The sequence below is a fragment of the Cyanobium sp. Tous-M-B4 genome (assembly GCF_024345395.1).
Lineage (GTDB): Bacteria > Cyanobacteriota > Cyanobacteriia > PCC-6307 > Cyanobiaceae > Cyanobium_A.
This window is the reverse complement of the sequence record NZ_JAGQBA010000003.1, coordinates 365,917-379,185: the sequence shown is the minus strand read 5'-3', so window position 1 is coordinate 379,185 and position 13,269 is coordinate 365,917. Positions and strand designations below refer to the sequence as shown.

The following is a 13,269-nucleotide window of genomic DNA, read 5'->3' as shown; positions in this document are numbered from 1 at the left end:
TTTGCAACTGAACAGTTTTTGGAGGCACCATCGTGCCTCGATGGGTGCCAGGCGATCAGGAATTAGGCCTGCAGGGCAGGCAGCTCCACGATCACCCGGCACAGCATCTCCTCGGCGTCGCTGATGGTCAGAATTTGGGCTGGGGCAGCTAGGGCCTCCTCCGTCTCCGGTGGTCGGTAGGGGCTGTGCCAGAGCGATCGTTGACCAGGGAAGAAACCTGCGAGTAGCCACTGCTCCTGCTCAGCGAAGTAGGCGTGGTACGCCACCACGGCATCCGCCGGGGCCACGTAGCTGCTGCGTACGCGGCCAGGGGCATTGGACATTTGCTCGAGCAACGACACCAGTCGCTGCAGATAGGTCCATGGCAGCGGCTCACCCCACCGTTCATGGGCGACCTGGTTGATCCGGGATAGCAAGCGCATCACGGTCCAGTCGAGCGATTCATTGACACGCTCAGGTCGGAGATAGCGGTCGGAATCCGCAATGCCCACCGCATCACAGAAGTCGTTGATCAGATCGAATGATGGTTGGGATGGATCGAACAGCCTGACCTGAAGACAGCCGGCAAAAACTGACTGCCAGAGTTCGATGATGGTTCGGAAATTGAACCCTTCCGCGAGCTGCTGGGGGGTTGGCAACTGAAATGGACCGAGCCCCATCTTCACGTATGTGCTCTGGCGACTGATGGCTAGGCGGATCGGCTCCCGCAGATAAAGAAGAATCGTGATGTCGTCGAACAGAGGGCTTAGGAAGTCGCGCAGCCGGGTGATCTCTTCCACGCTGGTGAGTCGTGAGGAGAGGTGTTCGGATGAAAAGCAGTGGACTCGGGCTGGGTTCTTCTGGACACTGGCAATGATCTGTTGGCGTAGCTCTTCAATGCGGCACAGTCGCGTTTGAGCATTGCCGAGGGGAGCGGTGAGATCGTCGGAGCGTGCATCGGCGTAGGCGATGACGGCAAGAGGCCATTGCGAGCCTCTGCCTAGAAAATCAGGGATCCAGATTCCCTCACGCAGTAACAGCTGCTCTCGATTGAGCTGAAGAAACTCCTGCAGCGACGAAGTGCCAGTTTTTTCGAGGCCGATATGCAGTATCGCTGTTGCCAAGCCAGGCCAGGCCGATTCTTAGAGCACAACTTTAATCTGATCGATAGATGATGCATGGTCGGGGATGCGGTGCTCCTGCACCGTCCCTACAGTCCAATAAACCCGCCAAGCGCCCCTTGGCTCAGTCACTCGATCATCCATTGCCGAGGCTCAGCCAGGCCGTGCTCGCTCTGCATGACCTGCACCGCCGCTACGGCAGTTTTGCCGACTTCCAGCCTGAATTGGAGGGCCTGCTGCGTCAGGCAGCCCTGCTAGATGAATGTGTTGCCATGACGCGACAGGTTGGGTTTCTGGAGCCCTTCACCGATCGTCACATAGCGCCCGATGCCATTGCGATCCAGGGCCCGAACTACCGCGAATCATTGATCGCAGATGGTCTGCTCAGTCGCAACAGAGCTGTGCTTTGGCTGCTCGAGCATTTTTATGGATATCTGGAGAGTCTCGGGCATAGCCAGGTGTACCTGGTGGAGGCTCTTTCTGGCTTCGCCCAGTGGCTGTCCCTTCACCTGGGCTCGGATCGCCTGCAGTGCAGTGAATATCTAGATGCTGCCGAGCGTTCCTTCAGCGAGATTCAGCACCAGGATCTGAGTGCCCTCACCTTTGCGGATAACAGCTTCGATCTGGTGTTGTGCAACGAATTGTTTGAGCATGTGCGTGATCTGGATGGGGCTTTTCTCCAGATCGCTCGGGTGTTGCGGCCCGGTGGGCGCCTCCTGGCAACTTGCCCCCTGGCATTTGGGCAGCTGGGCTCGATCATCAAGGCCAGCCACGACCCCCAAACAGATGCGCTAATTCCGAACGGCGAGGCGGAATTTCATGGCGACCCCATCCGGCCGGAGAGCGGATCTCTGGTTTATAGGGTCCCCGGCTGGGATGTGCTGGATCAGCTGCGGAAGGCCGGATTCAGCGATGTGGCCATTCATCACATTGCCAGCTGGAAGCATGGCGTGCTGGGTTCCGATCTCCCAGGCGTGCTGGTGATTGTCGCCCAGCGCTAGACCGATGTTGCACGTGCTTCCTGGTCTGCCCCGGCCCACCGGTCGGATCGAAGCCATGACTTTTAAACGCTCCGCCCGTCCGGTTCCCACCGATGTCTTCCCCCAAGCTCACGACAGAGCAGATGATCCTGGTTCTCAAGGATCCCGCCCGACTGCTTGAGCCCAATCGGGCGGTGGCGGAGCCGGTGGCACCGGCCACTCCATTGTCGGATCAAGCCCTTACCAAGATTCTCAAGGAGATCGAACTAGCGATCGAGCAGGGAAGTCTGTCCTTGGCGCAGCAGTTGGTGCAGATTGTTGAACGCTGCGATTTCAGGTTTGGATCCGATCAGCAGGCCTGGTTTCTGTACCACAAGGGTTGCCTAGAAGTGGCCTGTGGTGAACAGCAGTCCGCCCTGCAAACCCTGGAGATATCGCTGCAGCAGCACGAGATCAGTTGGTGTCATTACAAGTTAGCTGAGCTCAGAAGCCTCGATGATGGCTTCAGTGCCTACCAACACTTCCAAAAGGCGTTGACGACACAACCACCGCTTTCGCAGGAAGCGGAGGCTCATGCCAGTAACTGGCTTACAGGTTTCTTTGAGCCCAGCATCTATCGGCGCTTAAACCCAGAGCTCAACCAGCTCTCTGCCGATCAGCTATTCGAACACTTTGAGCAATTCGGATTCAGCGAAGGGCGCATTGCCGGCCGCCAGGGAATCGAAAGGGGGCTGGCAAGGCTAGCTGGACAACTACCTGCTGATTTCGATTGGAAAGAGTACATCGATGGCAATCCGGACCTGCAATGCCTGCTCACTGACAAGAACACGACAATCAGCGAGGCGCAATTTATTCTTTCGCAGCATTATGTCGCGTACGGTAAAAATGAAGGCCGGCTGTATAGGAAGAGTCCACTTGCGCTGGACACGGTCAGTGAGGAATTCTATCTACGTCATAAAGCTCACAACACCCGTCGCCTTAGTAAAATGTTGCGCGACTTTATGGAGTCGCCTCACGTCCTTTGCATCGGCGGTTCCGAGAAGGCAAGTACGACCATCGTCGTGATTGTCTACAACAAAGCTGCCTACACCCTGGCATGCCTTAAGAGCATCGCTGCCTCAGCTCGTAAGGACCTGCATCTCATCATTGTTGACAACAACTCGTCAGATCAGACCCCAGGACTGCTGGCCAGGCTTGAGGGCAACGTGACTGTAATTAACAACAAGCAGAATTCTCACTTCCTATTGGCTTGTAATCAGGCCTTGGAGCTTGTTCAGACCGAATACCTCTGCTTTCTCAATAATGATGCACTGCTATGTGAAGACACGCTTGATGAGGCTTTGGCCTGTCTAAGTCGTTATCAAGATCAGGCTATTGTTGGAGGAAAGGTTTTGCATGCCGATGGCTACATCCAGGATGCGGGATCGATCGTGTTTTCAGATGGATCCTGCTCTGGCCTTGGGCGACGCCGGGATCCAGGCTTTCACCTCTATAACTTTGAGCGCACCGTTGATTACATCTCTGGGGCTTTCTTTGCCTCGACAACGGGGCTGATCAGGCGACTTGGTTGTTTTGATATGAGTTATGCCCCTGCATACTACGAAGAAACGGATTTGTGCTTTCGTGCGGCGGCGCAAGGTATCCCCATCTTGTATTGCCCATTGGTCACTATTCACCACTATGAGTTCGGTAGCTCCAGTGGCAATGAGTGGGCGATTAGGCAAATGGCAACTAATCAGAAGCTCTTCTGCCAAGTCCATGCTGAGAGGTTATCCACCCATCTTCCCGCAGGTCTCTTCTCCGCCAATAGCATTGATAGTGTTCTGCATGGTCATCTCAAGCCAGGGCCCAAGGTTCTGTTCATCGATGATCAGATTCCGGAGCGTCATTCAGGCTCTGGCTTCAGTCGCTCCAGCGACATTGTTTGCCAGTTGATGAATTTCTGCGGTTTCCTTACGGTTTATGCCACTGACTTTGAGCGCTCTCGCGTTAATGCGTTATCGCTTCCCGTGGGCGTGGAGTGTATTGAGGATGACCTCGACTATCTCAAGCGAATTATTCGTGAGAGGCACGCTTTCTATGATTATATTTTTGTAAGCCGCGAGCACAATCAGCAGCTCTTCAAGGCCATTGCAAGCGAGCTCAGTGAGATTGGTATTTCCATCGGGGCCAAAATCATCTTTGATGCAGAGTCGCTGTTCTCGATCCGTCATTATACGTTCACAGTTTTACAGGATAGTGGTGAGCACCTCCGCAGCCTTGATGGGCTGAACTTGGTTGCACTCGCCAGGGAGGAGCTGTCTCGTTTTGAGATGGCTGACTGCATCACCTGCGTGAGTGAGATGGAGCTCGAGGTAATTGCCAGCACTTTCCCAGGTAAGCAGTGTCAGCTGGTCGGGCACTGCTTTCCAGGATTTGGTGACGAGCATGATTTCGACTGCACGCCGAGAGACTCGCTGGTTTTCCTCGGGGCTATTTACGATCAATTCTCGCCCAATCACGATTCCCTGGAGTGGTTGTACAACGATCTGCTTCCTGCCCTTGGTCAGCTGCCCGAAGGCCTAAACCATTTTGTCATTGCTGGCAATATCAAATGCGATGCCACGCTTGAGCTGATCAAGGAGATGCAAGCGGTTTTCCCGTTTGTAGTTTACAAAGGACTTGTGGATGATCTGACCCAACTCTTTTCACGCGCTCGCCTGTTTGTAGCCCCAACGCGCTATGCCGCAGGTATCCCCCATAAGGTGCATCTGGCTTCATCGTTTGGTATTCCTACTTTGACCACTTCCCTAATCGCCGAGCAGATTGGCTGGGCTGGGCAGGAAGCTTTGCTACTCGCTGACACTCCTGCTGAATTCGCTGATGGGGTGAGGTTGGCGTTTTCTGATCCATCCCGCCTCAGCGCGATTCGCCGCCACATGATTCGAGCCTTCAACCAGGACTGTGATCCTGTCGCATTTTCTCATAATATTAAAGATATTGTTGATGGTGGCTATGCTTCAAGTTAATGTTTCTGAATTAGTTGCCGCGAGCTGGGATTCACGGCTTGATCGTGGTAAGCGCAGCGTTCTCTTCTCACCTCCTCCATCAACCTCCATCATGAGCTCTTCCTTCCCTATCCCCAACGCAAACCTGTTCATCTTTGGTTGCCCTCGCTCTGGCACCACGCTGCTAGCCGAGCTGATTAATGCTCATCGCCAGGCGTTGGTATTGATTGAACGCCATGGCATTCTCAACTCGACCAAGCAACTCAATCTTGCCAGCTATCAACCTGCCTGTGTTGGCGATTTTGAGGCCCTTAAATGTGAGCATCAGCTGGTCAATTCGGATCTGCTCAATCGGCTGCAGGCTCAGTCGATTCTCCGTTATGGGGATAAGTTGCCTAAGCTCTACGAGCATCAGGCGTTTTTTGATCAGGTCAAGGGTATTGATGTGACTTTTGTCGCCACTCTGCGTAATGTGTTTGATGTCTGCTTGTCCTATCTGGCCAGGTTGCAGAGCACCAACGATCCTTGGTCATATTCTATTCAGGATGGGGTTCGTGACTGGAATACCTATATAAGTCGCGTACGCCAGATTGCTAAGGATCATAGGGTTTTGGTGTTTGATTATGACGCTGCCTCCTCCGGATTTTCCGAATTCAATGCTTTCGTGACTGTGTGTAAGGGCGTCTATGAGTCGATTGGGCTTGCTAGCGCCGATGACTGCATTGACATGGAATCCCTTCAGGGTGTTTATACCAGAGCTCACGGCAGTCTGCCCAGTGTCAATCCGGAAAGGGCAGCTCGGCGCCTGTCGCCGGAGCAGATGCGAGCCATCGTGCTTCAGGCCGATTTCACCGGCTACGTTGAGCTCCTGCAGATGGGCGAAGAACGAATCTGTTACCCGATCCAGCCTCCAGTCGCGGCTGGCTGAGCCTGGGCTGTTCGGAATGCCTACTTCGCGTCCATCCAGTTAGGCCCCACGCCCGTTTCCACCACCAGGGGCACCGAGAGGGCCACGGCTCGCTCCATGGTGTCGCGGGTGAGGGTGAGCACCTGATCAAGCGCCTCGGGGGACGCCTCGAGCACCAGTTCGTCGTGCACCTGCAATAGTAACCGGGCCGGCAGGGCGGAGGCCTGTAGCTCCCGGTGCAGCTGCACCATGGCCAGCTTGATGATGTCGGCGCTGGAGCCCTGGATCGGCGCATTGGCGGCAGCCCTGAGCTGCTGGGCCTCCATGCCGCCGCGGCGGGCTACCTCTAAGTCGATCTCCAGGGGATCCTTGCCCCGCAGCCGGCCCAGGCCATTGGGGTCGAAGTGGAAGGGGCGGCGCCGGCCCAGGATCGTCTCCACGTAGCCCCGGCTCAGGGCCAGCCGCTCCTGCAGCTCCAGGAAGGCGAACACCTTCGGGTAGCGCTGCTTGTATTTGCTCAGAAACTCTTTGGCGTCGGCCTGGCTCACGCCCGTTTCCCGGGCGAAGCGCTGGGCGCCCATGCCGTAAATCACGCCGAAGTTGATCGTCTTGCCCAAGCGACGTTCATCCGGCGTCACGGTGTCCTTCTCCAGCAGCAGCCGGGCGGTGAGGGCGTGCACGTCGTCGCCGGTCCGGTAGGCCTCCACCAGCACCTCCTCGCCGCTGAGGTGGGCCAGGATGCGCAGCTCAATTTGGGAGTAGTCGGCGCTGATCAGGCTCCAGCCCTCTTGGGGCAGGAAGGCCTTGCGGATCCGCCGCGAAAACTCGGTGCGGATTGGGATGTTCTGCAGGTTGGGGTTGCTGCTGCTCAGGCGCCCGGTGGCGGTGACGGCCTGGTTGAAATCGGTGTGCACCCGGCCGGTTTCCGGCTCCATTAGGGCCGGCAGGGCATCCACGTAGGTGCTCTTGAGCTTGCTGAGGGTGCGGTGCTCCAGCACCAGGGGCACCACTGGGTGATCGGCCTCCAGCTTCTCCAGCACGGCCGCGTCGGTGCTCCAGCCGGTTTTGGTCTTGCGCGATTTCTTGCGATCCAGCCCGAGGGTGTCGAACAGCAGCTCGCCCAGTTGTTTGGGGGAGGCGAGGTTGAAGTCCACCCCGGCGGAGGCCTTGGCCTCGCCCTCGAGGCGATCCAGGGTGATTTTGAGCTCGGCGCTGAGCTCACCGAGGTAGGCGGTGTCGATGCGGATGCCGGTGGCCTCCATCAGGGCTAGCACCGGCTCCAGGGGTAGCTCCAGCTGGTCGAGCAGCTCGGGCAGGGCATCGCCCATGGCCGTTAGCTCGCGGCGCAGCAGCTGGGCCAGGCGCCAGGTGAGGTGCACATCCATGCCGCAATACAGCGCCGCCTCGGCGATCCCCACGGACGCGAAATTGGCTCCCTTGGGCACCAGCTCGCTGTAGCTGGTGGGGCTGAAGCCGAAGTGGCGCTCGGCCATGGCGTCGAGGCCGTGTTTGTCGCCGGCATCGCGCAGGTAATCGGCCAGCATCGTGTCCATCACCACCCCATCCAGGGGCAGGCCATGGCGCAGCAGGATCAGCCGGTCGTACTTGGCGTTCTGCAGGGCCTTGGGGTGGGAGGCGCTGGCCAGCCAGGGGGCCAGGGCGGTGAGCACCGCAGCGAGGGGCAGTTGGCTCGGCGCGTCTGGGGGGGCGCTGAGCAGGTCGGCCGCCGCGGGCGGGTGGTGGCCGATCGGGATGTAGGCCAGCTCCGCCAGGCCATCGCCCCAGGCCACCCCCACCCCCACCAACTCGGCCTGGAAGGGATTGAGGCTGGTGGTTTCGGTGTCTAGGGCCACGGGGCGGCCGGGATCGCTGCAGCTGTTGAGGTGGGTCAGCAGGGCGGCGAGGGCCTCGGGGCTGGTGATCAGCTGGGGCTTGAGCTGGGGCAGCTTCTGGCTGTCCGGCTGATCGGCAGCTGTTGGACCGTTTGTTGCATGCGCTGTTTCACCAGCCGTTGGCGCCTTTTCGGTGGCTGTGACGGCCTTGCCGCCCGCGGGGCTGGCTGCCTCCCTGGGCTGCGGCGGCACGGCCGAGAACAGCTGGGCGAACTGGGGCACCTGTTTCACCAGGCTGTACAGCTCCAGCTCCTCCAAGCTGCCGGCCAGGGCGTCGGCCTTGACTGCCCCCAGCTCCAGCCGAGGCTCGCTGGGCAGGGGGATGTCGATCAGGATCTCGGCCAGCATGCGCGACCGGTAGGCGTTTTCACGGTCGGCGCGCAGCTTGTCCACCAGGGCGCCCTTGAGCACGCCCTTGGGATCCTTGGCCTTGGGCCCCGCCTGCTCGAGCGCTTCGAGGGCCGCGTAGATGCCGTCCACATGGTCGTAGGCGGCCAGCAGGTTGATGGCGGTTTTGGGGCCCACGCCCTTGACGCCGGGGATGTTGTCGGAGCTGTCGCCGGTGAGGGCCTTGAGATCCACCACCTCCTCCGGGGTGACGCCGAGCTTGGCGATCACGCCCTCGCGGCGGATCTCGCTGGGGCCGCTGTTTTTGGCGTAGGGGCCGCCGCCCATGTAGAGCACGGCGATGTCGCGCTCGTCGTCGACCAACTGGAACAGGTCGCGGTCGCCCGAGAGGATCCGCACCCGCCAGCCGGCGTTGGCGGCCCGGTTGGCCAGGGTGCCGAGCACGTCGTCGGCCTCGAAGCCAGGCGCCATCGCCAGGGGGATGTCGAGGCTCTCGGCCAGGATCTGCTGCAGGTTGGCCAGGTCGGCGAAAAAGTGCTCCGGCGCCTCATCCCGGTGGGCCTTGTAGGCCTCGTCCGCCTCGTGGCGGAAGGTGGGTTCGGCCGTGTCGAAGGCCACCACCAGGCCATTGGGCTTGAGCCCCTTGCAGTTGTCGAGCAGGGCCTTGAGGAAGCCGTAGGTGACGCTGGTGGGCACCCCGGCCTTGGTGCTCAGGCCGCCGTCGCCCCCCTTGGAGAAGGCATAAAAGCTGCGGAAGGCCAGGGAGTGGCCGTCGATCAGCAGCAGCAGGGGCTTGGTGCTGGGGGCCACAGGTGCGGGGGGCCGGAGCGGCGCGGGCGTGGGGGCCAGCCTGCCAGAGCTCAGGCTTGCAGTCGGGTCATCGCGATTCGCACCACGGCCTCCGCAGTGCCCAGGGCAGTGCTGCTGTCATTGGCATCGAAGAGATCAGCCGGGGCCTCATCGCCTTGGGGGTAGCGGCTGGCACTGTTCATGCGCGTGAGCGCCTTGAGATGCAGCTCAGCCAGGTCTGGGAGATCCAGGCCCTGCTGTTGCAACAGTTCCACCAGTTTTTCGAGGGAGTGGCTGTATGGCGGAGTGATCCCGGTTGCCAGAACCAGGGCCTTGAGCGCCTTTTCGGCGGCCTGACCCGCCAGGTAGCAGGCCTGGGCATGGAACCCCTGGCCGGCCGTGAAGCGCGCTGCCTCCAGATCGTTTTGGGCCTGGCGGATCCAGGCCTCAACCCTGGGAGTCACGGCTGATCCAGGCGCAGGGCGTCGCGGCCGATGGCCCGCCAGTAGGGATCGTCGCCCCCTTTCAGCTGCTGCCAGCGCTCCTGGCTTAGGGCCAGCACGTCGTCACCTAGGCGGGCGTCCAGCAGCGCATCGGCCAAGGCATCTGCGGCCACCTGGGTGGGGGCGATGGCCAGCAGGTCTACGTCGGAATAGGCGTCCCAGTCACCGCGAGCCAGCGAGCCGAACAGCCACACTTCGCCGCCGGGATGGTTGGCAGCAACAACTGCGGCGCCTGCGCGCAACACCGTTAGGCGGGCACTTAGGCGCTGTTCGCGAATAGCGGCCAGGCTTGGCATCGTTTCATGCTACGGGGATGTTGCAGGAGGCCATCGTCAGCGGCAGCGCCGCCTTCAGCTCCTGCGGCCGTTACCGCTGGTGGCTGGAGCGGCTGTGGCAGCCGGCGGCGCCAAGGCTGATCTTCATCGGCCTCAATCCCTCTCGGGCCGATGGCCAGCGCGACGATCCCACCCTGCGGCGGTTGGTGGGCTTTGCCCAGCGCTGGGGCTTCGGCAGCCTCGAGGTGCTCAACCTGTTTGCCCGCGTCAGCCCGTCGCCGGCGGTGCTGCGCCGCGCCGCCGATCCGGTGGGCTTGGAGGCTGATTTCTGGCTGCAGCACCGGCTGGCGGCCCAGCCTGAGGCCACCCTCTGGCTGGGCTGGGGCAACCAGGGGGCCTGCCGGGGGCGCGATCAGGAGGTGCTGGCCTTGTTGCAGGGGCCTGGTCTCTGGGCCCTGGGCCTCACCGCCGCCGGCCAGCCCCGCCATCCCCTCTATGTGGCCAGTGATGTTGCGCTGCAGCCACTCACCTGGCACAACCAACAGACCCTGGGGCATCCTGTGGGCACGTCCGTTTCGCTGCCTGGCGCGCCCCCATGTCCCGCATCCCCCGCCGCTACGCCGTTCACCTGCATATGAGCGGCGGCCAGACCGAAACCGTCCATTTCCCCACCCTGGAGGCGTTTCAGCAGTGGTATGGCGGGGTTCTCACCGCCTCCGCCCCAGACGCCTTCGTGAATGTGCCGATCGGCGACATGGAGGGCGAGTATCTGGTGGTGCGACCCAACGGCGTGATTGGCATCCACGTGGAGCCCAAGTTCAACGCCCTCGATGAATGACGCCTGAGCGGCTGGGCCTGCTTTGGGGGGTCACGGTTTTTGCCGGGGCCACTGCTCAGGCCCTGGCCTGGCTCACCGGCTTGCCTGGGGTGGTGCTGTTGCTCAGCGCCGGCCTGGTGATCGGCCGCTCCGGCTTTGGCCTTGTAGAACCCCTCGACCTGGGCGCCGGCCTGGGCACTGTGGTGGGGCTGCTGGTGAGCCTGGTGCTGTTCGACGGTGGCATCAATCTGCGCCTGCCAGGTGATGCCACCAAGCAGGCGGTGCTGCGCATCGTGTTGGTGCGCCTGGTGCTCGGCCTCGCCGCTGGCCTGCTGGCCGCCCACTGGTTGGCGGGACTGAATTGGTCGCTGGCGGCGGTGTTCAGCGCCATCGTGCTGGCCACTGGCCCCACCGTGGTAACCCCGCTGGTGCGGCAGATCCGCCTGGCTCCGCCTCTGGGTGAGGTGTTGGAGGGGGAGGGCCTGATCTTGGAGCCGATTGGTGCCGTGCTGGCGCTACTGCTTTTGGAGCTGGCCCTGGGCGACCTCCATGGCTGGCGGGAGCTGGCCCTGGGGCTACTGCAACGGCTCGGTGGCGGTGTGGCGATCGGTGCGCTCTGCGGCTGGCTGCTGGCCGAAGCCCTGTGCCGTATCCCCGCCCAGCCGGCCGGGGCCCTGCGGCTCCAGCTCACCTTGGGCACCTTGTTTTTAATGTTCAGCGGCTGTGAGTTGCTGCTGCCCGAATCGGGGCTGCCCGCCGCCGTGGCTGCCGGGGTGGTGGTGGGTCGCCGGCCCGATACCGATGCCGCCGAGCTCGATGAGTTGATTCGTCAGTTGGCCCAGCTGGCGATCACGATGCTTTTTCCCCTGCTGGCCGCAGATGTGAGCTGGGCCGAACTCAGCCCCTTGGGCTGGGGTGGGGTGGCCTGCGTGCTGAGTTTGATGCTGCTGGTGCGCCCAGTGGCCATCGGCCTGGCCACCTGGGGCCTCGCCTTCAGCCTGCCCCAGCGGGCCCTGATGAGTTGGCTGGCGCCCCGCGGCATCGTTACCGCGGCAGTGGCCAGTCTCTTTGCGATTCGCCTTGAGCAGGCTGGAGTGGTGGGGGCCGGCCGTCTGCAGGGGTTGGTGTTTCTGACGATCCTGCTCACCGTGGGGTTGCAGGGCCTAAGCGCCGGACCCCTGGCCCGCTGGCTTGGCCTCTCAGAGGCAGCGGGCGATGCGGGAGCGGTCGTCGCCGCATCGGTGCAGCAGCAGCCAGGTGGCCAGTAGGTCTGGGCCCTGGAGGCTGCCGAGCAGCGCTGCACGCAGGCTCTTCATGATCACGCCCTTCTTGACGCCGGCGGCAGTTGCGGCCTCGCCAAGCAGCGCCTGGGCCTGATCTGGCTCCAGGGCGCCTGGCGGCAACTGCTCCAGTAGGGCTGCCAGGGCTGGGCGCGCACCCTCGAGTTCGAGCTGGGCGCTGGCAGCTTCGTTGAGGGCTGGGGTTGTGAAGAACGGCCGGGCCTGGTCGACACCGTCGGCCAACAAGGTCAGGGAGGGGCCGAGCAGCTCGCATAGCTGTAGCTGCCAGGCGGGATCTGCGCTGATGCCGCTGGAATCAGCCGGCCAGCCCGCGGCGGTCCAGAGGGGCAGCAGCTCCTGCCGCAGGGCCTCGGGGCCCAGCTCGTGCAGCACCTGGCCGTTTAGCCAGTTGAGCTTGTCCCAGTCGAAGCGAGCGCCGGCGCGGTTGACCCGCTCGAAGGAAAACGCTGCCGCGGCCTCAGCCAGGCTGAAGCGCTCGCCCATCCCCTCCGGCGGCGACCAGCCCAGCAGGGTCATGTAGTTGGCCAGGGCTTCAGCGGTGTAGCCCATCTGCCGAAAGTCGCTCACCGAGGTGACGCCGTCGCGTTTGGAGAGCTTCTTGCCCTCCTGGTTGAGGATCAGGGGGGTGTGGGCAAACACCGGTGGCTCGGCGCCAAGGGCCTGATAAAGCAGCAGCTGTTTGGCCGTGTTGGCGATGTGGTCTTCACCGCGGATCACATGGCTGATCGCCATGGCGGCATCGTCCACCACCACCACCAGGTTGTAGAGGGGGTCGCCGATCTGGTCGGCGGCGGCGCGGCGGGCGATCACCATGTCGCCACCTAGATCGGCGCCGGTCCAGCGCATTTCCCCCCGCACCAGGTCGCTCCACTTGATCGTGGCCTCGTCGTCGATGCGGAAGCGGATGGTGGCTTGGCGCCCCTCGGCGATGAAGGCCTGTTGCTGCTCGGCGTTTAGGTCGCGGTGGCGGTTGTCGTAGCGGGGGGCCTGCTTGCTGGCAGCCTGCTGCTCCCGCATGGCGGTAAGTTCCGCCTCGCTGGCGTAGCAGCGGTAGGCGTGGCCGGATGCAAGCAGTTGCTCGATGGCGGCCCGGTGCTCGCTGATGCGAGCGCTCTGAATCACGGGTTCGCCGTCCCATTGCAGCCCCAGCCACTGCAGCCCTTCGAGGATGTTGGTGGTGTATTCGGGCTTGCTGCGCTCTTTGTCGGTGTCCTCAATCCGCAGCAAAAACTGCCCGCCCAGGCGGCGGGCGTAAAGCCAGTTAAAAACTGCAGTGCGAGCGGTGCCTATGTGCAGCGTGCCCGTTGGGCTCGGAGCAAGACGAACCCGCACCGGCCGATCTGACAGGGACATACCCGACTGGGTCGTTT

The 13,269-nt window shown here is 61.9% G+C and carries 11 protein-coding genes; 6 read left to right on the top strand and 5 right to left on the bottom strand.

Features of this window, described 5'->3' with window-relative positions; all coding sequences use genetic code 11:
* Positions 1-62: 62 nt before the first annotated feature.
* The gene (locus tag KBY73_RS08310; RefSeq protein ID WP_254936606.1) at positions 63-1,103 is read right to left on the bottom strand and encodes a hypothetical protein; all 1,041 of its coding nucleotides are present in this window, start codon (positions 1,101-1,103) and stop codon (positions 63-65) included.
* Positions 1,104-1,264: 161 nt separating this feature from the next.
* Here KBY73_RS08310 and KBY73_RS08305 point away from each other — a divergent pair, with 161 nt between their 5' ends.
* The 3 genes from KBY73_RS08305 to KBY73_RS08295 all read left to right on the top strand — a co-directional run bounded on the left by KBY73_RS08305 (position 1,265) and on the right by KBY73_RS08295 (position 5,995).
* On the top strand, positions 1,265-2,101 hold the full coding sequence (locus KBY73_RS08305) for a class I SAM-dependent methyltransferase (protein WP_254936605.1): 837 nt from the start codon (positions 1,265-1,267) through the stop codon (positions 2,099-2,101).
* 92 nt (positions 2,102-2,193) lie between these two features.
* Positions 2,194-5,088, top strand: coding sequence for a glycosyltransferase (locus KBY73_RS08300; protein WP_254936604.1), 2,895 nt, complete (start codon positions 2,194-2,196; stop codon positions 5,086-5,088).
* Positions 5,066-5,995 (top strand): sulfotransferase, encoded by a 930-nt coding sequence (locus tag KBY73_RS08295; RefSeq protein ID WP_254936603.1) that lies wholly within the window; start codon positions 5,066-5,068, stop codon positions 5,993-5,995. Before KBY73_RS08300 ends, KBY73_RS08295 begins: the two co-directional genes overlap by 23 nt.
* A gap of 20 nt (positions 5,996-6,015) precedes the next feature.
* On the opposite strand, the gene polA is transcribed toward KBY73_RS08295, so the two are convergent.
* The 3 genes from polA to KBY73_RS08280 are packed head-to-tail and all read right to left on the bottom strand — an operon-like array spanning position 6,016 to position 9,802.
* Complete coding sequence (gene polA, locus KBY73_RS08290) at positions 6,016-9,024, bottom strand: DNA polymerase I (RefSeq protein ID WP_254936602.1); 3,009 nt, start codon at positions 9,022-9,024, stop codon at positions 6,016-6,018.
* A gap of 50 nt (positions 9,025-9,074) precedes the next feature.
* Positions 9,075-9,467 carry a HEPN domain-containing protein gene (locus tag KBY73_RS08285; protein WP_254936601.1) on the bottom strand — a complete coding sequence of 131 codons (393 nt, stop codon included), beginning with the start codon at positions 9,465-9,467 and terminating at the stop codon, positions 9,075-9,077.
* The gene (locus KBY73_RS08280) at positions 9,464-9,802 is read right to left on the bottom strand and encodes a nucleotidyltransferase domain-containing protein (RefSeq protein WP_254936600.1); all 339 of its coding nucleotides are present in this window, start codon (positions 9,800-9,802) and stop codon (positions 9,464-9,466) included. Before KBY73_RS08280 ends, KBY73_RS08285 begins: the two co-directional genes overlap by 4 nt.
* Between KBY73_RS08280 and KBY73_RS08275 the strand changes: the two genes are divergently transcribed.
* Genes KBY73_RS08275 through KBY73_RS08265 form a run of 3 tightly spaced genes read left to right on the top strand, consistent with a single transcriptional unit; the run spans position 9,796 to position 11,866 of the window.
* Positions 9,796-10,419 (top strand): DUF1643 domain-containing protein, encoded by a 624-nt coding sequence (locus KBY73_RS08275; RefSeq protein ID WP_254936599.1) that lies wholly within the window; start codon positions 9,796-9,798, stop codon positions 10,417-10,419. The genes KBY73_RS08280 and KBY73_RS08275 overlap by 7 nt on opposite strands.
* Positions 10,377-10,619 (top strand): hypothetical protein, encoded by a 243-nt coding sequence (locus KBY73_RS08270; protein WP_254936598.1) that lies wholly within the window; start codon positions 10,377-10,379, stop codon positions 10,617-10,619. The genes KBY73_RS08275 and KBY73_RS08270 overlap by 43 nt, the downstream gene beginning before the upstream one ends.
* The gene (locus KBY73_RS08265) at positions 10,616-11,866 is read left to right on the top strand and encodes a cation:proton antiporter (RefSeq protein WP_254936597.1); all 1,251 of its coding nucleotides are present in this window, start codon (positions 10,616-10,618) and stop codon (positions 11,864-11,866) included. Before KBY73_RS08270 ends, KBY73_RS08265 begins: the two co-directional genes overlap by 4 nt.
* On the opposite strand, the gene gltX is transcribed toward KBY73_RS08265, so the two are convergent.
* Complete coding sequence (gene gltX / locus KBY73_RS08260; protein WP_254936596.1) at positions 11,798-13,252, bottom strand: glutamate--tRNA ligase; 1,455 nt, start codon at positions 13,250-13,252, stop codon at positions 11,798-11,800. The two genes, KBY73_RS08265 and gltX, sit on opposite strands and share 69 nt — an antisense overlap.
* Positions 13,253-13,269 lie beyond the last annotated feature (17 nt).